Source organism: Arcicella sp. BE140 (assembly GCF_031456255.1).
In the GTDB taxonomy this organism is placed as follows: domain Bacteria; phylum Bacteroidota; class Bacteroidia; order Cytophagales; family Spirosomataceae; genus Arcicella; species Arcicella aquatica.
On the sequence record NZ_JAVDUE010000001.1, the window covers coordinates 197,586 to 218,134 of the forward strand.

A 20,549-nucleotide genomic window follows, 5' to 3' on the forward strand; every position below is an offset into this window, starting at 1 on the left:
AAAATAAAAATCAAAAAAAACTTTTCCCATATTTACATCTCACCATTGATAGTCACATAAATAAATATGAAAAAACACCTAATTGTTTTAATGCTTACTACGCTATTTTTTTATAAAGTAGATGCTCAAAAGCATTTCTCAGTCTATATACAATTTCCCCTACATTTAGATACCGAAAAAATATCAATTTCTTATAATGGTGGGAAAGGTATAGCTTCAATAACTAAACCGTCTTTTAAATACGGAAGAACTAACATAACAGGGGCTTTTTATTCAAAATACGCGACCATAACGATAACGTATTTAAAAGAAAATAGTAGTTTTTATAAAGAGTTCTGGGTAAATAGTAAGCCTTCGTCAATCACTTTTTTAAGCAATAACGATTCTACTGAAAACCCGTTGCTTACCACAAAACTAACCAACGCATTTGATATTAAACAGATGGGTGAAAGCAAAATGGATTTGTTTGTGGCAAATGAACAAAATGACTTTACAACATTTTTAAAACGTAATGGGGATAAAATGGGTACTTCTGATTCATTGATTAGATTAGCTGCAACAAAAGGCGAAATATTGAATAATAAACGGATGGAGTTTATTAAAAAGAATGGCAATTTATATTACTCCTTATGGCAATTTGCTACACTAATGAAAGCAGGGTTTGAATTGGATAGTTTGAAAAGTATATTCAACACCACCTTTTCTGAAAGCTTTAAAAATAGTTTTGAAGGCAAAGAAATTATGAAAACGCTAAAGGTGATGTCTCTTTCAAAAGGAGCTAAAGCACCTGATTTTAAAACAAAAGATATTTATGGAAAAACAATTGAATTAGCATCACTAAAAGGTAAATACGTTTTAGTGGTGTTTTGGGCTTCTTGGTGTGGACCTTGCATTAAAGAAATACCAACATTAAAAGAGCTAAAAGACAAATATTCAAGCGATAAACTAGAAATTATTTCGGTTTCAAAAGATAGTGACTATTCTTTGTTTACTAATGCTGTTAAAAAGTATAAAATGGATTGGGCTCAAATTTTTAATGATAAAAAACTGAATGCCACCTACAATGGTGATAATATGATACCTAAAGTGTTTTTAATTAATGACAGAGGTGTAATAGTATATACACGAGACGAAGAAAGTGATTTTGAATTAAAGTATTTGAAGAAGATTCTCTCTAGAAGAATATGACTTGTTGTAGGAGAATACTTCGGATTGTATCTGGCATACTTAGAATGTAACTTTTAGTGGTAAGTTGAGTCCACAACGTAACAAACCATAAAATGTCTTGTGTTTTTGAAATATTATGTTGCAGAACACAGTTTAATATAGCGTAATATCCTGCTCCAAACAGGTGAACAAGCAACAATAAGGGGACTAAATTCGACAAATTTACTTAATCATATTCGTTTTTTAGTATAGAGTTTGTAGTTTTGGACTTTAACCGAAAAAGATAAAGATATGACAAATACAACACCAACCTCAGCAATTGATAACGGATTCAAAATAAGATAGGATGGGCAATACCATCAAATTGATGCTAATATTTTTATTAACAGTCTATTACACATAACAACCTTAATACAAGAAATAAACAAAATATCCCAATCAGATAAAAAGATTGAGATAAAAATAAAAGCACTTGAAAAAGGCAGTTTTCTTGTTTCTTTGGAAATTATTGAAACTATTGTAGAAGCATTAAAGCACCTTTTTACCCCTGAAATGTTTACACTTGGAGCAATAATTACAACATTAAAAGAATTTTTAGAACTCAAAAAGCTACTTAAAGAAAACAAAGAGCATAAAGCAGAATCAGATGGTGAAAAAGTTACAATTACTACTAATAATGGAAACGTAATAATTGTTCAAAATCTAACTTATGAAGTTTATAAAAATAGCCCTCTTGCAAATGAAGCTGTAGCTCAAAACTTTGAAACCTTACAAAATGACCCATCGATAGATGCGTTTGAGATAACAGATAGTAATGAGAACACGTTGGTTAAAGTTGAAAAATATGACTTTCCCCAAATGAGTATTTTACATGAAGAAATTGACTCTGAAACAAAAATTACCCATGAAGTTGCATTATTAAGTATTATAAAAATATCATTTGAAGCTAACTTAAAATGGGAATTTTACCATCGGGGGAATAAAATATCTGCTAAAATAAAAGATACAACGTTTATGGAATTGATAGATAATGGACAATCATTTTCAAAAGGCGATAGATTAGAGGTAGAGTTAAAAGTTACTCAAAAATATGACCCGTCTGTAAACACCTATGTAACAAAAGAATATATTATTGAAAGTATCATTCGACATATTCCTCGCTCAGAACAACAGAAAATAGACTTTACGGGAAAGTAGAAACTTTATAAATTATTGACTAATAGAATAATATTCCCCATCCTAAGGCGGACAGAATGGTACTTTTTGTTCGCCCCTAACTAGTCGAAAGCTTTTCCTACAACCTAAAATGGTAAAGAGCGTTTCGCTCGCTTTATGATTCTGGAATCACAAAATAATATATCTTCGATGACATAAGACATCCCTCTAGAATCTCAAATTATGTCAATACTCTCCTTATTTATTGTAGGTCTTAGGAGAGCCTAAGACCAGTTAGCTTTCACTCTTTTCTAAACCTTAAGCCCGATTATTAGTTGTTACAATTTACCTACGAATATACAATTACAGGATGTTGTTTTCGGGGTTAGTTAAAAACAATTTCAATTCTCAATCGAAGTTTTCAATGAAAATACTCCTTTGGTTTCGTAATGATTTACGTGTTCACGATCACGAGGCTTTGTTCAAGGCCTCGCAACAAACTTCTCAAGTATTTCCGCTTTATGTACTTGACCCTAGTATTTTTCAAGAACTGGCAATGGGCTTTCCGAAAACGGGTAATTTGCGTACTCAATTTCTTTTTGAATCTATCGAAAACCTTCGTAAAAACCTCCAAAGTATAGGCTCAAACTTAATTATCCGAGTGGGGCATCCCGAAGAAATTATTCCAACATTGGCAAAAGAATTATTGATTGATAAAGTATTCGTTTCGGAAGAAGTGACTTCAGAGGAAACCGATACCGATACTTTGGTAGAAATAGCTTTGAAAAAAGAAGGTATCAAAATGAAATTTTTCTGGCAGTCCACGTTCTATCATTTAGATGATTTGCCGATGGAAATTGAAAATTTGCCCAATATTTTCACACAATTTAGAAATCAAGTAGAAAAATCAACTAAAGTTAGAAGTACATTTCCGATTCCCAAACAGCTTACTTTTCCTGAAAACGTAGAGGTTGGTGTATTGCCAAAGCTTAATTTCCCAAGAACAAGTCAACATTCATACAAAGGAGGGGAAGATGAGGCTCTTAAAAGATTAGAGGAATATTTTTGGCAAAAAGACTTACTGAAAACTTATAAAGAAACTCGAAATGGAATGTTGGGTTTAGATTATTCTTCTAAATTTTCGCTTTGGTTAGCTAATGGATGTATTTCGCCGAGATATATTTATGAGCAAGTAAAAAAGTATGAGATGGAGCGAACTCAAAATGATTCTACGTATTGGTTGATTTTTGAATTACTCTGGCGAGATTACTTCCGGTTTGTGGCTTTGAAATATGGCAATAAAATCTTTTTTGAAAAAGGCATTCAGGGCAAAGCCGTAGTTTGGAAAAAAGATAAGCGTGTTTTTGAAAAATGGCGGATGGGGGAAACGGGTATTCCGTTGATTGATGCCAATATGAAAGAACTATTGGCAACGGGTTATATGTCGAACAGAGGACGACAGAATGTGGCGAGTTTTCTGGTCAAAGATTTACAAATAGATTGGCGTTGGGGAGCAGCATGGTTTGAAAGTCAGTTGATAGATTATGATGTTTGTTCTAATTGGGGCAATTGGCTGTATGTGGCAGGCGTCGGCAATGACCCAAGAGAAAACCGCTATTTTAATATCCTGAAACAAGCCCACAACTACGACGAAAAGGGCGAATATGTAAAGTTTTGGTTACCTGTTTTAGCAAATATTCCTGCTGAAAAAGTACATTCAGTAGCTTTGTTGACACAGGAAGAACAAAGAAAGTTTTCAGTACAAGTAGGAACTGACTATCCAAAGGCAATGATTGATATAAGAAAGTGGAGTATCAAAAATAAATGAAATGATATTTTAACCGTTCACATTCAAAAATCAAATATTCAGCATAGAAGTAGTTTAAGCGTTAAAAAAATATCTACATTTGAAACAGTAATACGCAATGGCATAATTATTTTGCTTCTATATTACATTACATATTCACATTAATTAATTAATTAAAACTATGTCAAAAGGACTTCTTATTGGATTAGGCGTTGCTGCATTATTGTTATTCTGGGGTATTGGTGTCAGAAACGGCATGGCGACAGAAAATCAGGAGGTTGAAGCGTCTTGGGCGAAAGTTCAAACTGCTTATCAACGTCGTGCAGATTTGATTCCAACTTTGGTAAATACAGTAAAAGGGGTAGCAAAATTTGAAAAAGAAACACTAACCGATGTTATTAACGCACGGGCAAGTGCTACACAAATTAAATTAGATGCGAAGGATTTAACACCTGAAAATATGAAGAAATATCAAGAGGCTCAAAGCCAATTGTCAGGCTCGTTATCTCGTTTAATGGTTGTAGCAGAGAAATACCCTGAATTGAAAGCCACTGAAAATTTCTCTGAATTACAGTCGCAATTAGAAGGTACAGAAAACCGTATCAAGGAGGAACGTGATCGTTTTAATGATACTGTAAAAGGCTATAACAATAAAATTGTTACTTTCCCGAATAGCTTAATTGCAAGCTTCTCTGGATTTACAACAAAAGGCTATTTCGAAGCTGACGCAGGTGCATCAAAGATGCCAACGGTTGATTTTAGTAAATAGTTTTTCGATGAAATAATACAAGGCGAAAAGCAGGAAGCAATATCAATCTTCGCTTTTCGCCTTGTGCTATTTAGTGAGTTAGTGATTGAGCGAATTAGTGATTTTTCAGTTAGTGAGTTGTGAGTTAGTGAATTGTGAATTAATATTTATAAAAATCATTAGTTCACTCAATGACTAATTAAAAACAATCACCAATTCATCACTCCAGTGGTAAACCTCTCAATCATTCACTAATTCACAACTCACTCAATCACTCATTCACTAACTAAATATCATGCCTCAGAACTTTTTTAATGAAGTACAAAAAGAACAGATAGTGAAGGCCATTCAGGCAGCAGAATTGAATAGTTCTGGTGAAATTCGATTACATATCGAAAAGAATTGTCCTAATCCTAATGTGTTAGACAGAGCAGCCGAAGTATTTCATGCTATTGGCATGGATAAGACTGCCCAACGCAATGGAGTACTTTTTTACCTATCGATTGAAGATCGAAAATTTGCTGTTATTGGCGATAAAGGGATTGATGAGGTTGTGCCTGACGACTTCTGGGAATCGACAAAAGAACTGTTAAGAAGCCATTTCTTACAAGGACTTTTTACCGAAGGATTTACCAAGGCTATCCACTTGGCTGGCGAGCAATTAAAACATTATTTTCCTTATCAGAAAGACGACACGAATGAATTACCAGACGAAATTTCGTTTGGATAAATAAGCCCAAACCTTTTCTGGAGAGGGAAGGGATTTTTTTATGAAGATGTTTAAGAAACTGTCAATTTATATACTTTGTACGTTCTTTAGTTTATCACTATTGTCTGTACATGTTGGCTTGCACGCTCAGGATATACCCGCTAAACCAAGCCCACAAAGATTGGTTAATGACTACGTAAGTATTTTGAGTAGTACCGAACGCGAATCATTAGAACAAAAACTTAGAGGGTATGCCGATTCCACCTCTACACAGCTAACTATTGTCATTGTAAAAAATACTGGAGAATCTGACCCTTATGATTTTGCCATGAAAATTGCCAAAGATTGGGGCGTAGGACAGAAAGATAAAAACAATGGTCTGGTGCTGTTATGGGCTACTGATACCCGTAAAATCAGAATCGTGACGGGTCGTGGCATAGAAGCGACTATTACAGATGCTATTTCCAAAAGAATTATCAATAAAATACTATCTCCAAATTTCAAGGCTGGCTTATGGTATCAAGGCTTGGATGAGGCTACGACCGAAATGATGAAAAGGGCTTCTGGTGAATACAAAGCCGACCCCAAAGATGATGATGGAAGTCCTTTTGGTTTTTTAGCGATAGTTTTTGTCTTAGTCATCGTAGTTCTTATCATCGTAGCTCGTAATAGACGAGGCGGAGGTGGTGGCGGAGGCTTCAACAGTGGAGGTTGGGGTGGCCCAATTATTTTTACTGGAGGTGGTTTTGGCGGAGGACACTCTGATAATAGTGGCGGAGGTGGCTTCGACTTCGGTGGTTTTGGTGGTGGTGATTTTGGCGGTGGTGGTGCTGGCGGAGACTATTAAGAAAAAATAAAAATGTATTCAAAAGGCTTCGTTTCGGCGAGGCCTTTTCTATTTAGTAGACTAGTACAAGAAGTTTCAAGTAATGTTTCGTAATTTTGAAAGATTAGTAAAATAAAAATAGAAAATTCGTGATTGATATTATTGCCCAAGAACTCAATGAAGCACAAATAGTACTTCAAAGTTTTATTGCAAATCAAAAGAATCTTGCTGATATTCAGCAGGCTGCCGAAATAATGGCAGAAGCCATTCGTTCAGGAAATAAAGTGATTTCTTGTGGAAATGGTGGTTCACATTGTGATGCCATGCACTTTGCCGAAGAATTGTCGGGGCGTTATCGTAATGATCGCCGTTCATTAGCAGCGATTGCTATTTCAGATGTTGCTCATATTTCTTGCGTGGGCAACGATTATGGATTCGATTTTATTTTTTCTCGTTTTGTAGAAGGTTTAGGCATTAAAGGGGATGTTTTACTTGGAATTTCTACAAGTGGGAACTCTGCTAATATTATTAAAGCCGTAGAAGCCGCCAAAGCCAAAGGCATGAAAATTGTATTACTAACTGGGAAAGACGGAGGAAAATTAGATGGTCAAGCTGATGTTGAAATCAGAGTACCACATTTCGGCTACGCCGACCGCATTCAAGAAGTACATATCAAAGTAATTCATATTTTGATTTTATTGATTGAAAAGTTGGTGATTGGTTAGAATACTAGAAGCAAGAAACTAGACGCTAGACTAGATACAAGAAAAAAATCTTAGTAAACCTTAAAGAATAAATTCTTTGCAAAAAGAGTTTAAATATTATTGCTTAATAAGTTTTATATAGATTATAAATCTTCCTAAATTGTCTTTTCTGTTGAATTCTTGCTTATAATTAAAATGTCTTGAATCTTCTGTCTTGTGTCTAAAAATCTTTCACTATGAAAAAAGTCTTAATTATTCTCTTATCGATTATTACTTTATTTGCAGTAATTCTTTTTGCTGTTCCTTTCTTTTTTAAGGATACTATCCAAGCGAAAGTCAATGAAGAAATTCAGAAAAAAGTAAAGGCAAAAGTTTATTATAACGATTTCGACTTATCTTTTTTCAAGCATTTCCCTGCTTTAACGATTTCCCTAAAAGACTTCGGAGTAGTAGGCTACTCGCCATTTTCAAGTGATACGTTGATTCAAGCAAAAGAGTTTTCATTAGCAGCAGATTTAAAATCGATTATTTCTGGCGACAAAGTAGCGATTAATTCTATCGCTATTGATAGTCCCAAAATTCTGATTAAGGTATTACCCGACGGCTCTGCCAATTATAATATCTACAAAACGGACTCGCTACAGGTTCAGCAGGAAGAGACAAAAACTAAGAGTAATTTTAATATAGGAATTGAGTCGTGGAAATTGACAGACGGACAAATTACTTATGACGATAGACTAAAAAATACACTTGTATCGCTCAAAAATATCTCTCATGAAGGTTCGGGAAATATCGGTTCAGAAATCTATGATTTGACGACTAATACTCAAATAGAAAAAGCCTCAATTAGCTACGGAGGAACGGAGTATTTGCATGAAAAAACGTTATCGGCAGATATGAAGATTAATATCGACCAAGCTAAAAATAAGTATACATTCACGAAAAATACTTGGAAAGTCAATGATTTTACCCTCAATTTTGATGGGTCAGTAGCCATGCCTGACACCTCAAATATTGTATTAGACATCACCTATGGCTCACCAGAAAACACCTTTAAAAATTTACTCTCATTGGTGCCCAATATCTATACTGACAAGTTTAAAGAGGTGAATGCTGATGGTAATATGAAATTCGATGGTTTTGTAAAAGGAACGATGAATGCTACTTCGTTCCCTACCTATGCCTTCAATTTATTGGTAGAAAATGCCATGTTTCAATATCCCGATTTACCTACTGCAGTTACAGGAATTAACCTTGACTTTAAGGCAAGCAATACTACCAACGACCTCAATAATTCAGTATTAGATATTAAAAAGTTTAACCTGAATTTGGGTAAAAATCCAATTACTGCTCGTGCTTTGATAGAAGGTTTAGGGAAATCTAAAGTAGATGCTGACGTAGTAGCTAAAATAGATTTACAACAAATAGGGCAGATATTCCCAATGAAAGGCTTGACCATGCGTGGTTTATATAACATGGATTTAAAGGCCAAAGGTACTTATGATACCCTTACCAAAGCTTTTCCACAAGTAAATGCAGTAATGAGTTTGGTAAATGGCTACATAAAGTCTGATAAATTCCCAGAACCTATTCAAGACTTGAATGTAAAAGCTAATTTAGTTAATACTAACGCCGCTTTAGCATCTACTCGTTTGGCCATTACTGAATTGAAGATGGTATTAGATGGAGAACCTTTTACGGCTAATGGTGTGATAGAAAATTTCGAGAATTATAATTGGGATATTAAAGCCAAAGGTAAAATAGATTTAACGAAGATTACGAAAATATATCCTTTAACGGATATGACTTTGAAAGGCAAAATCGATGCAGATATTGAAACCAAAGGGAAAATGTCGGACGTGAAAGCCAAACGTTATGCTAGTTTGCCAACTTCTGGAAAGGCTACGATGCAAGGGTTTGAATTTGTATCAAAAGAATATCCACAAGGTGTAAAAGTTACTTCAGCTGACATGAGTTTTACCCCAACGGCTATCAAAGTGACTAATGCGAAGGGCTTTTTGGGAACAAGTGATTTTGTTGCTGATGGGACATTTACCAATTACATGGACTATGCCTTAAACAATGGTACTGTAAAAGGGAAAATGAATGTAAAATCGCAGAAGTTCAATGTAAATGAATGGATGACTGACAGTCCTAAGCCTGCCGCAGGTACTGCTGGAACGTCTGCTCCTTTACAAGTAGTTGAAATACCTAAAAACATTGAATTAGTACTAGATTCTGATATTGGTGAAGCCCAGTACAGTTTGATGAAAATGCAAAATATTAAAGGGGCTTTGGTTGTAGGGAATGGTGCTGTAAAAATGCAAAATGTAGCTTTTCAATCGTTGGGTGGAAAATTTACTACTAGTGGTACGTATAATACCTCAAATTTAGCGCATCCATTATTTGACTTTGCATTGAACCTTGAAAACGTAGAGATTGCGCAGGCTTATCAACATTTGAATATTGTAAAATACTTGATGCCTGTCGCTCAATACTTAATTGGTAATGTAACCTCTAAAATGCAAATTGGAGGAGAATTAGGGCAAGATATGATGCCTAAATTGAATACTTTGAGTGGAGATGGTTTGATGAAAGTATTACAAGCAACAATATCCGAGAGTAATCCATTGGTTCAAAAATTGATTGAAACTACCAAAATTGCGAACTTGAAAAATAGTAAGCTGAGTAATTTGTTGATGCAGTTTGAAATAAAGGATGGTACGTTTGCCGTAAAGCCATTTGATATTAAGTTTGACGATTATAAAATAACAGCTAGCGGTCGTCATGGTCTGACGGGTTCAATGGATTATAATTTACAGATGGATGTGCCTTCAGGTAAAATTGGAGAGGCTTTTGGGAATGTATTTCAGAAATGGACTGGCAAAAGTTTACAAGGAGCTGACAGAGTAAAATTCGATTTACAATTGAGTGGAAACCTTAAAAACCCAGTTTTTGGTTTCAATGGAAGTAGCACAGCTAACTCATTAAAAGATGTGGCAAAAGCTACTTTACAAGCACAAATTAATGAGGAGAAAGATAAACTCTTAGAAAAACTAAATGTCAAAAAAGATGGTTTGCCGTCGCAGGTAATTTTAGACAAAGATGTCATGGAGGCCAAAGCCAAAGCTACGGCTGATAGTATCAAAAAACTAGCAGCAGATAGGGCAAAAAAATTATTGGAGGAACAAAAGAAAAGTGTATTAAATGGACTTTTCAACAAAATAAAGCCAGCGAAGAAAGATACTGTTTAGTTTAAGTGATTAGTGATTGGTGATTAGAATTTTACTTAAACAAGGCAACCTATTTTAGGCAAGGACAAATGACAACTCACAATTCAACACTCGCAATTCACAACTGATACTTATGTCTAATCACCAATCACTCAGAAAAATCACTCAATAAAATGATTACTTTCACAGCATTGCTTCAAAAATTTGACAAAAAAGGAGAGAAAACAGGCTGGACATACTTTGAAATTCCTGCTGATATTGCTCAGCAAATCAAGGCTGATACTCGTGTGAGCTTTAGAGTAAAAGGGAAAATAGATAATTTTTCAATAAAATTGACAGCACTTATTCCAATGGGCGAGGGTGACTTTATTTTGCCAATTAATGCAACCATTAGAAAGGGCATTCGAAAGACTGAAGGAGCGACAGTTCAAGTAAGTTTAGAAGAAGATAAAAGTGAACTGACGATCAATGCGGAGCTATTGCTTTGCCTAGAAGATGACGAAAAAGCCTCAAAAGCTTTTCATGCCATGCCCAAAAGTCATCAGTTTTATTATAGTAAATGGATAGAATCAGCCAAGACTATTGAAACCAAAACAAAGCGCATTTCAATGACAGTCCAGAGCCTATCAATGGGCATGGATTATGGGCAAATGTTGAGACATTTCCGTGATTTAGGAAAGTAATGGAGATATGGTTTAATGAAAATCAAGCCTCTAATACCATTCTTGGTCTATTCTACCAAGGTATTGTACTACTTTATTTCCTTCTAAAATAATCTGTAAATCCTCCGCTACATTCGGGTACATCGCTAAGTTTTTTAAGGAGGCAATTGGTTGCCAAACAACTTCTAAAGAAGAGGTTTCCTTAGGATTTAAAATAGGCGTACCATCAATAATAGTAGCCTTGAAGACACAATGAAGCACATCCGTTTTTTGCTGAGGTAATATCACTTCGCCTGCTACCAACATTTCTGCTACCGCTATTTGTATGCCTAATTCTTCTTGTAACTCCCTAATAAGGGTATCTGTGAGGGTTTCTCCTGGGTCTACATTTCCACCCGGTAAATTAAACACATCTGTATCACCATAGCGATAACGCATTAATAATACTTTTTCATTTTCAACAATCGCAACACTTGGGCGTACTTTCATAGGGTATTTCTTTATCGACTAAATTTACAAATAATCATCAAAGATGAAACGGATGATTATTTGTATATCTTAACTTTCTTAGCATTGATAATTTTAATTTTGTTATCATTAAAAATTACCAAATTTCCATTGTTTTTCTTCTTAGCTTCAATCATTTTAGAAGCTGATACTTTTAAGCCTTCAACAATTCTATTTTGTAATTCTAAGATTTTATACTTTTCCATGTTGAATAATAGATTTGTAAATTATATTTTGTTTATATCCACAAAGCATTTTTTCCTTATTGTAAGTCCTTACTTTTCTTGTCTTGACACAAGAAAAGTAACAAAAGAAAGTCAAGAAATTCCAAACTCGCTTCGCTCAGACAGTGGAATTTCACTAATTGCTTACGCCACAATAATATAAAACCTTTTCATCTTTCTATAACTAAAATAGGCATTTTATTTGAATTGCCAAAAAGCAGAGGATTATTACATATAGTTCTTTGGCAATTTAATTTCATCAGCGTTAATAAATTCTTTACAATCAAGCACATTTGGTAGAATATAGAATGAAGCAGTCGTTTTTCCAGCTCCATTACATCCAGCAATAATATATAGATTTTTAGGCGTCATTACTTTTATGAAGAGATTATCATTATCTAGCGCTATATAGGGGTTAAAGAATATCTTATTGTCTATACTTCAACAAACATAAAACTTAAACGCTTTATTTATATGAAAACCTCGCAAAAAACTTTAATAATTGCTTTAACGCTATTTATGCTTACTTCGCTTTCGTCGTGTTTTATTCACATAGAAGACCCTCTGCCTGCTTATCGCGAACAACAAGAGTTTTTTTATTTAAAAAACTTTGATCAATTAAAGATGGGAAGTGCATTTCATGTAAATGTTTCCCAAGGGAATCATTATGGAATACAAGCCATTGGTGACGAAGAAGACCTCAATGATTTAGATGTATACGTTCGAAACGGTATTTTGTATGTTGAGTATATAAATTATAGAAGTCGCAGATACAATATGAATATCAATATAACGATGCCAACGTTGAGAAGTGTAGATTTTTATGGAGCATCCAATTCTTACGTTGAAGGATTTTCTGTCAAAAACCTAACTATTTATCTCTCTGGAGCATCTAAACTTGAAACCGACTTGGATGCTCAGAACCTCAATTTTGATGTTTCGGGAGCGTCGCAATTGATTATGAAGGGATATGGCGAAAAAATTATCAGCTCGGTTTCTGGGGCATCTCAGGTAAACAATTTCAATTTTATTACAGGTGAACAAACCCTTGATGTTTCGGGCGCAAGTAGAGTAAAAGTAAATGCAATCCGATTTTTGAGGGTAACAGCCTCAGGGGCAAGTAATGTAAGATACCGAGGGACTCCAACGCTTGAAAGAAGTCTTTCTGGTGGGAGTTCTGTCGAAAGAGATTAATTTCTAAACCTAAATTGTAAAAAGGGGCAATATATTGTTGCTCCTTTTCTATTTTTGAGGCTGTATCCAATTTCAATAACACAGACTCATGCCAAGCATCAAAGATATTACCAATTATTTAGAGCAACTCGCACCGCTAGCCTACCAAGAAAGCTATGATAATGCAGGTTTAATTGTAGGGTCGCCCGAAACTACTGTTACAGGGATATTGGCTACGCTCGATTGTACCGAAGATATCATCCATGAAGCCATTAAACGTGATTGCAACCTTATCGTAGCGCATCATCCTATTGTTTTTAAAGGGTTGAAACGTTTTAATGGAAAGAATTATGTAGAACGTGCCGTAATGCTGGCTATCAAAAAAGACATTGCTATTTATGCTACACATACCAATTTGGATAGTGTAAAAGGCGGTGTAAATTATATGATTGCTGAAAAGTTGGGCTTAGAAAATGTAAGAATCCTTTCGCCAAAAAAGCAAATTTTAAAGAAGTTAGTCACCTTCGTTCCTGTCGAAAATACCAAAGCAGTACTAGAGGCAATTCATACTGCGGGTGCAGGACAAATAGGGGAATATAAAAACTGTAGCTTTTCGACAGAAGGGACAGGGAGATTTACTCCTTCGGGCAGTGCCGACCCATTTATTGGAACCTTGAATGAAGCTGAAGAAGTATCAGAAAATAGGATAGAAGTAATTTTTGATGCACCTCAGGAGTCTCAAATATTGAGAGCTTTAAAAAAAGCACATCCTTATGAAGAAGTAGCTTATTATTTAAGCATTTTAGAAAACGAAAATCAAGAGGTAGGCTCAGGCGTTATTGCAACGTTGCCTGAAAGTTTATCAGAAATTGATTTTTTGACGATGTTAAAAACTAAAATGAATTTGAAAGTGGTGCGTCATACACCATTATTAGGCAAAGCAATTAAGAAAATTGCGCTTTGTGGAGGAGCGGGTGGATTCTTACTAAGAGATGCTATCAGACAGGACGCTGACGTGTTTATTACAGCAGATTACAAATATCACGAGTTTTTTGATGCCGAAAATCAAATTATTATCTGTGATATAGGACATTATGAATCAGAAGTTTATACAAAGGAGTTAATTGTTAGGTATTTGTCTGAAAAATTTAGTAATTTTGCGGTTCTCAAAAGTCAGGTCAATACAAACCCTGTACAGTATTTTTGAATTTAGTTATCAGTGATTTGTTATTGGGCCGAATAGATTAATTATCTTTCCGTAAAATCGACGATATTTAGTCTCTTTGCAACAATAACTTAATACCGATAGCGGTTACACAGATAAAACCGAATATAACCAATGGCAGCAGTAGCAACCGAAACAACCATTGCTCAGAAATTAGAAGCTCTTTTGAAGCTTCAAAACATAGATTCAGCCTTGGATGGCATCAAAAAGATGCGTGGCGATTTACCCGAAGAAGTACGTGATTTGGAAGATGAAGTTGCTGGTATTGAAACCCGTATTAGCAAATTCAACAAAGAAATCGCTATTTTGGAAGAAGACATTACAAAAAACCGTAATGCAAAGAAAGAAGCTGAAAAGTTGGTAAATAAATACAAAGACCAACAAATGAATGTGCGTAACAACCGTGAGTATGATGCAATCTCTAAAGAAATTGAATTGCAACAACTTGAAATGGAATTAGCGGATAAGCGTACACGTGAATTTGAATTCAAGATTTTGAATAAAAAAGATGACGTTTCTGAAACAGAAACTCGTTTGAATACTCGTAAAAAAGACCTTGATGCAAAAAGAAAAGAGCTAAGTGTGTTGATTGCAGAAAGCGAAGAAGACGAGCAAAAATTGATGAGTAACCGTGAAAAGGCTGTAAAATTCGTTGAAGAACGTTTATTGCGCCCTTATGATAAATTACGTGGAAATTATCCAAATGGTTTAGCGGTTGTTTTAGTAAAACGTGGTGCTTGTGGAGGTTGTTTTAGTGCAGTACCACCACAACGTCAGGCCGATATTAAAGACAAGAAAAGAATAATTGTTTGCGAACACTGCGGACGTATTTTGGCGGATGTTGAAGACATCGTTTTCATTTCTAAAAAATAAGCCCTTAGGTTTGCTATCTAAAAAGCCCGTAACATAGTAGTTATGGGCTTTTTTCATATTCACTAACTAATGATTATTGAGTATAATAGCAGACAAAGCCATTAAATATTATTGCATAAATTTCGTTTGTACAATAATAAACTTATTATAATGATACAAACCTCTTTGAACCTCTCTGATACTTTCTCCAATTGGTTTGCTAAACGTATTTCCAGAACCATTTACCTGTGTTTTGGGATAAGTATATTATTGTTTTCTTTTCAAGGTAAATCCTCAGACTTCAATATGAATGCCTCTATGCAAAAGGCGTATTCAGAAATTTTGAAATTGAAGCTTGCAAATGGTAGAAGTATTTTGGCAAACGATAAGACCGTCAATGGAATAAATCCCTATTTGAAGAGTTATGCAGATTTAGTAGAATTAATGATTACGGAAGATAAATCGCTCTATGAAAAATTCATTGATAATCAAGACCAGCGATTGGACTTTATCGAAAGTCTAGACAAAAAATCTCCCTACCAACGTTTTCTAAAAGCAGAAATACACTTACATAGCGCTTTTGTGAAATTAAAATTCGGGCATGAAACAAAAGGCAGTTGGGAAATAATCAAAGCCTACAAGCTTTTGGAAGCCAATGCTAAAGAATTTCCAGATTTCTTACCCAATCAAAAATCATTAGGCTTATTGCATATTTTAATTGGCTCAACTCCTGAAAATTACCAGTGGGTTATTAAACTAATTGGGCTAAAAGGGAATGTAAAATTAGGGTTAAGTGAAATCCAACATGTTATCCAGAAAGACAGTATTTTTAGTGCAGAAGCACAGTTGGTTGATTATATTGTACATGCCTATATTTTAAAATTCAATTCAAAAAAACTCAATGAGTTCCAGCAGTTTATCCATCACCATCAAGATAATCTATTATTCCAGTTTTTGGGTGCTACTACTTTAATGAAAGAAGGTAAAAGCGAGATAGCATATAATATCCTAGAAAACTGTCCAGAAGGAAACGAATATGTAGCATTTCCTTTTCTGGAATATCTTAAAGCCGATATTTTATTGCAAAAGGGACAATACCAATTATCATCAAAAGGCTTTCAAAATTTTTTGCCTCGATACAAAGGCTTTAACTTTGTAAAAGATACTTACTATAAAATATTCCTTTGTTATTGGCTGAATAATGAAGATGCGAAAGGAAGAGCTTTTTTAGAGCGAGTGAAGGCTTCTGGAGAAAACATTGTAGAAGCAGACAAAGCCGCTACTAAATTTGCCGAAAATTATTTAGCAGATAACCCTAAAAAACCTATTAGTCAGAAAATACTGATGAAAGCTCGTTTGGCTTGTGATGGTGGTTTTTACGATAAAGCTTTGGCAATTTTAGAAAAATATTCTGAGGGTAATTTTGAATTAATTCAAGACCGAATGGAATTTAACTACCGAAAAGGAAGAATTTTGCAGTTATCAAACAATATTCAGCAAGCAATTCCTTTTTATGAACGTACTATTGTATTATCTGAACAGCAGACCGTATCTTTTGGCGCTAGTTCAGCCTTGCAACTGGGCTATATTTATCAGGCAAAAGGAGAGAAGGTAAAGGCAAAAAGCTATTTTGAAAAAGCTATATCGTATAAAAAACACGAGTACAAAAATTCTATAGATAACAAAGCAAAAGCCGCTTTGAATGAATTAGGATACTGAGGAGTTGGGAGTTTTGAGTTGAGTTTCGTTAACATTAGTTGTAACGATTATACCCGCTGATTTACACAGATTTTTTACGCTGATTTTTACTGATAATGCGTATCTGCGAAAATCAGCGGTTTTAATCTGCAATATCTGCGGGAAAATAAATAGAAAAATAAAACATACTAACAGAATAAATAATCAGAACCTAACAATCGAATTCATGAAACTATTAAAGCTATTTTTAATAATCTTTATTTTACAATTTTTCGCTCAAAAAGTTAGTGCACAAGCTATCAGCTATTATCCTTTTAGTAATCAACTTTCTGTGGCTACCAATCCTACAAAAGTTATTTGGATGGATTTCCGTTTTCAGATGAACTCATTTATTTCATCTTTGAATACAGAACCAGCTTTGATGGTTAATCTTGGCTATACTAAAAACACCAATATTTATGCTGGTGGCGGGGTAAACTTAGGCATTGTAGCAGCCCTTGTCGATAATAAAGATGTCGTAAAAGGCTATTTTGGAAGTATAGGAATGCGTTCGTATCCTTTTGAAAAGACACCAAAAGTAAGCATTAACTTTGAATTAAGCCCTTATGTGAATTATGACGGAACAGCGGGTACTTTCAGGGCATGGTTAGGAGTAGGGTATCATTTCGGAGGAGGCAATAAATAATTTTAAGGTCGGCAGGTTGATAAAAACAAAGTCCCTAGCGTTATAAAACATGCTAGGGACTTTATTTATAAATAGCGACAACAATTAATTGATTTTAAATTGTACCCTTCTATTTTTTGCTTTATTTTCATCAGTATCATTCGGCACTAGCGGTTGGGTTTCTCCATAGCCTTTGGCGGTCATACGGTCGGCCTTGATACCTTTTGCTGTTAGATAATCAACTACAGCCTTTGCTCTTTTTTCTGAAAGCTTCAAATTCGTATCGTCATTACCAACATCATCGGTATGAGCCGAAATTTCTACTTTAATAGTTTTATTACCATCCAATAACGTCACCAAACGATCTAATTCTTCACCAGATTCAGGCTTTAAGTCAGCCTTGCCAGTTTCGAAAGTAATATCCTGTAATTGAACTACCACATCTTTCTTCAACACTGCCAACGGCACTTTCTTCAAACGATCGCGGAAAGCATCCACTGTATCAGGCTTGAATGCACGAGAGAAAAAGGCATATCCTAAGGCATTGGCGGCAAATTTATAAGGCTTTCCAATTTCAAGAGTAACACTAGCAATATCCTTATCTACTTTTACTTCTAATAGTTGCTTCGTTTCGGCATCCATTACTTTTACTTTCGGGTCTTTCAGAATAGCCTTCGTGTCTTTGTCTAATAATTGGAATTGAAAGACTAATTTCTTTGGAATTAACTCAATATTCTTCTCGATATTATCCGTTTCTTTAGCATTAGTCATATCCATTTTACCACGGTAGGGTAAATAATCAGCCAATGGAGACGTAGTAATGTCATATTTGCTTCCTACACGATAAATAATAGAGAACAATCCGTTGGCATCCACCACCGTATTAATAGCCCTTTCTTTTACATTAGAACTCTTTGAAGTCAACTTGGTAGCGATTGGCTGTTTCGTAATGGCATCTATCACTTTTCCATCAACCGTTACTAGCTTGTATTTTCTGTATTTATCAGGAATCGTTACGGTGTAAATATCACCTGCTGTATGATAATACATTAAATCGCCAGCGGCAGAAACAGAGGCAAATTGGTCATCCTCCTCGGTATTGATGTATTCCAAGTTGATAGGCGTACTCCACGAACCATCATCTTCTTGAAAAGATTGGTACAAGTCAAAGCCACCAACGCCTTCTTTACGAACAGAGCTAAAAATCAATGTACGGTTATCAGCCATTATTCTAGGAGCTTTCTCGCAATCCATATTGATGGGTGCTGGGAGTTTCTCGGCTACACCCCATGTATCATCATCTTGTTTTTTAGATACCCAGATGGTATAACACAAAGCCTTATCCTTTCTTTTAGAAAAATTGTCACGGATAAAATACATTGATTTCCCATCAGACGAAACAGAAGGAAAACCTTCATAAGCTTTGGTATTGATATTAGTACTTACAGGCTTTGGTTCAGACCAATCTGTGCCATTCCATGAAGAAGAATATATGTCCATATCGCCTTGACCGCCTTCAAAAGAGGCAAAGAAATATAAAGTCTTACCATCATAGGTAATAGAAGGCCCACCAATCAAATCATTGTCTTTCCCTATTTTGTTGATATTAACAATAGGCTTTGGGGGAGTCCATCTGTTTTTTTCATTTTTTGTGGTATAATACAATTCCCATTTTCCCTCACCAGCACGGTCGGTTTCAAAAATCATTGTTTTGTTGTTGGCGCTGATAGAAGGGGCATATTCATTAAAGGTAGGATGGTTTACAGGAGGACCTAATGAGCGGCGTACTTGGGCAAAATTCATAGAGATATTGCACAGTAACAACATCATAGAAAATAGTAATGAGTTAAGACGATTCATTGAAATTTTTGGTTTGGTTGTATGAAACTTTCTAGGCTTAAGGGCAAAATCCAAAGATTTAAAAATACCAAATGTGCGGCATATCTGGGCTGGATTTCTAAACAAAAAACATGAATTAAAATATATAAAAAAGCACTGAATAAAGCACAAAATGCGAATACTTCTACTGAATTTAATTGCTTTTTTCTAAACAGTTTAACAAGATAAATGCCATTACTAAGATAACTGACTAACACAGTAAGCGTTGATAACATAAAAATAGCTTTGAGTAATAAATTCCAAATAGGATTTGTATTAGGCGGAACGCTTTTCGCAAAAAACCAATAAGAGGTAAAATAAGGTACTAATAAACGCATTGCTCGCTGTGGAGATTGACGAATGTTTTCTAGCCAATTAGCCTTGATTCTTTCAATAGCTTTTGGTTTTAATATGGTTCGTAAAGTTTCACCATTCCAGTCAAACGGTTCTGCAATTTTCTTGAATTGGGTAATGTCGTCAGCATTATAGCTTCCTTTGGCTTTGGCATTAAACCCTACATAAATGCTCCAAAGACCATTTTGTGGAGGTTGATAAGCCCATTTCCCCGATATATTGTGATATAAACCTATCGAAACAATTAAGAATACTATAAAGACAAGTACATATTGCCAAAGTGTTGCTTGTATCATTGAAAGTTTCGTTTTTGGACTAAACCACTTTAAGTAAGCTACCCCTATTCCGAAAAAGAGTAAATAATAAAAACTCAGTGGACGAACAAATTGAGCTATTCCAAAAACACAAGCAATTGATAAAAGTAAAAAAGTTATTGGTAAAATACCAAAAGAATTTCCTTTTTGCAAATACTTGATTAATAGAAAATTACCCAACACAAAAAAGAATAAAAAATTATACTCTGCCGCTAAAAAGCCCATTAAGCTTAGGTAGGATACACAGATGGAGAGACTGATGGTTCCAAGGTATTTTATCCATGACAACTGCGTTTTAAAGCTTAGGTGTGTAAGAACAATGGCAATAAGGTATTGGCAAAGATTAAGGAACTGTATCAGAGAAGGGTTGGATGAATCAAATATACTAAAAACCTTACTTATCAGAAATGGATGGCCCGGAGCTTGAAAGAAAAGAAACTGTTTAGACATCTTGCCCATTGTTAGATACAAAAGCGATTCATCATAATAGTTTTTAAAATCTGATATTTGTGTGTAATTCCATTGAGTTATCAATAATGTATAAAAGACAGAAAGTACAATAAAAAAAATACCAAAAGTTTTAAGCTCAAAAGAACTCAAAAAAGGCTCGTTCTCAGAAATTTTCATTAGTGATTAATAGAAAAATATT

General features: G+C 34.7%; 18 protein-coding genes. 14 read left to right on the plus strand and 4 right to left on the minus strand.

All coding sequences use genetic code 11. From position 1 onward, the window contains the following. The first annotated feature begins 66 nt into the window (after positions 1-66). The 9 genes from J2Y60_RS00825 to J2Y60_RS00865 all read left to right on the plus strand — a co-directional run bounded on the left by J2Y60_RS00825 (position 67) and on the right by J2Y60_RS00865 (position 11,032). Positions 67-1,188: a TlpA disulfide reductase family protein gene (locus J2Y60_RS00825; RefSeq protein ID WP_309912696.1), complete on the plus strand. Its 1,122-nt coding sequence runs from the start codon at positions 67-69 to the stop codon at positions 1,186-1,188. Positions 1,189-1,665: 477 nt separating this feature from the next. Next, positions 1,666-2,364: a hypothetical protein gene (locus J2Y60_RS00830; RefSeq protein ID WP_309912695.1), complete on the plus strand. Its 699-nt coding sequence runs from the start codon at positions 1,666-1,668 to the stop codon at positions 2,362-2,364. A gap of 382 nt (positions 2,365-2,746) precedes the next feature. Beyond that, positions 2,747-4,150 (plus strand): DASH family cryptochrome, encoded by a 1,404-nt coding sequence (locus tag J2Y60_RS00835; protein WP_309912693.1) that lies wholly within the window; start codon positions 2,747-2,749, stop codon positions 4,148-4,150. A 160-nt stretch (positions 4,151-4,310) separates the two neighbouring features. Further along, positions 4,311-4,898, plus strand: coding sequence for a LemA family protein (locus J2Y60_RS00840; protein ID WP_309912691.1), 588 nt, complete (start codon positions 4,311-4,313; stop codon positions 4,896-4,898). Positions 4,899-5,172: 274 nt separating this feature from the next. Continuing rightward, complete coding sequence (locus tag J2Y60_RS00845) at positions 5,173-5,607, plus strand: TPM domain-containing protein (RefSeq protein ID WP_309912689.1); 435 nt, start codon at positions 5,173-5,175, stop codon at positions 5,605-5,607. Between the two features lie 46 nt (positions 5,608-5,653). Continuing rightward, the gene (locus J2Y60_RS00850; protein ID WP_309912687.1) at positions 5,654-6,433 is read left to right on the plus strand and encodes a TPM domain-containing protein; all 780 of its coding nucleotides are present in this window, start codon (positions 5,654-5,656) and stop codon (positions 6,431-6,433) included. 128 nt (positions 6,434-6,561) lie between these two features. Next, positions 6,562-7,137, plus strand: coding sequence for a D-sedoheptulose 7-phosphate isomerase (gene lpcA, locus J2Y60_RS00855; RefSeq protein ID WP_309912684.1), 576 nt, complete (start codon positions 6,562-6,564; stop codon positions 7,135-7,137). Positions 7,138-7,352: 215 nt separating this feature from the next. Beyond that, complete coding sequence (locus tag J2Y60_RS00860) at positions 7,353-10,370, plus strand: AsmA-like C-terminal region-containing protein (protein ID WP_309912681.1); 3,018 nt, start codon at positions 7,353-7,355, stop codon at positions 10,368-10,370. Between the two features lie 152 nt (positions 10,371-10,522). Continuing rightward, complete coding sequence (locus J2Y60_RS00865; protein WP_309912679.1) at positions 10,523-11,032, plus strand: YdeI/OmpD-associated family protein; 510 nt, start codon at positions 10,523-10,525, stop codon at positions 11,030-11,032. A gap of 30 nt (positions 11,033-11,062) precedes the next feature. On the opposite strand, the gene J2Y60_RS00870 is transcribed toward J2Y60_RS00865, so the two are convergent. Both J2Y60_RS00870 and J2Y60_RS00875 read right to left on the minus strand, forming a co-directional pair. Continuing rightward, positions 11,063-11,500, minus strand: a complete 438-nt coding sequence (locus J2Y60_RS00870) for an NUDIX hydrolase (protein WP_309912677.1) — start codon at positions 11,498-11,500, stop codon at positions 11,063-11,065. A 56-nt stretch (positions 11,501-11,556) separates the two neighbouring features. Further along, positions 11,557-11,724, minus strand: coding sequence for a hypothetical protein (locus J2Y60_RS00875; protein WP_309912676.1), 168 nt, complete (start codon positions 11,722-11,724; stop codon positions 11,557-11,559). Positions 11,725-12,216: 492 nt separating this feature from the next. Between J2Y60_RS00875 and J2Y60_RS00880 the strand changes: the two genes are divergently transcribed. The 5 genes from J2Y60_RS00880 to J2Y60_RS00900 all read left to right on the plus strand — a co-directional run bounded on the left by J2Y60_RS00880 (position 12,217) and on the right by J2Y60_RS00900 (position 17,375). Further along, a complete protein-coding gene (locus J2Y60_RS00880) occupies positions 12,217-12,936 on the plus strand; it encodes a head GIN domain-containing protein (RefSeq protein ID WP_309912674.1) in 720 nt (239 codons plus the stop codon). 88 nt (positions 12,937-13,024) lie between these two features. Beyond that, on the plus strand, positions 13,025-14,122 hold the full coding sequence (locus tag J2Y60_RS00885; protein ID WP_309912672.1) for a Nif3-like dinuclear metal center hexameric protein: 1,098 nt from the start codon (positions 13,025-13,027) through the stop codon (positions 14,120-14,122). A gap of 132 nt (positions 14,123-14,254) precedes the next feature. Beyond that, the gene (locus J2Y60_RS00890) at positions 14,255-15,013 is read left to right on the plus strand and encodes a C4-type zinc ribbon domain-containing protein (RefSeq protein ID WP_309912671.1); all 759 of its coding nucleotides are present in this window, start codon (positions 14,255-14,257) and stop codon (positions 15,011-15,013) included. A 150-nt stretch (positions 15,014-15,163) separates the two neighbouring features. Beyond that, positions 15,164-16,711 (plus strand): hypothetical protein, encoded by a 1,548-nt coding sequence (locus tag J2Y60_RS00895; RefSeq protein WP_309912669.1) that lies wholly within the window; start codon positions 15,164-15,166, stop codon positions 16,709-16,711. A 205-nt stretch (positions 16,712-16,916) separates the two neighbouring features. Further along, positions 16,917-17,375: a hypothetical protein gene (locus J2Y60_RS00900; RefSeq protein WP_309912667.1), complete on the plus strand. Its 459-nt coding sequence runs from the start codon at positions 16,917-16,919 to the stop codon at positions 17,373-17,375. 84 nt (positions 17,376-17,459) lie between these two features. Here J2Y60_RS00900 and J2Y60_RS00905 read toward each other — a convergent pair whose 3' ends face one another. Together J2Y60_RS00905 and J2Y60_RS00910 are read right to left on the minus strand one after the other, a co-directional pair. Next, positions 17,460-19,214, minus strand: a complete 1,755-nt coding sequence (locus J2Y60_RS00905) for an OmpA family protein (protein WP_309912666.1) — start codon at positions 19,212-19,214, stop codon at positions 17,460-17,462. Continuing rightward, positions 19,211-20,527, minus strand: coding sequence for a hypothetical protein (locus tag J2Y60_RS00910; RefSeq protein WP_309912664.1), 1,317 nt, complete (start codon positions 20,525-20,527; stop codon positions 19,211-19,213). Before J2Y60_RS00910 ends, J2Y60_RS00905 begins: the two co-directional genes overlap by 4 nt. Positions 20,528-20,549 lie beyond the last annotated feature (22 nt).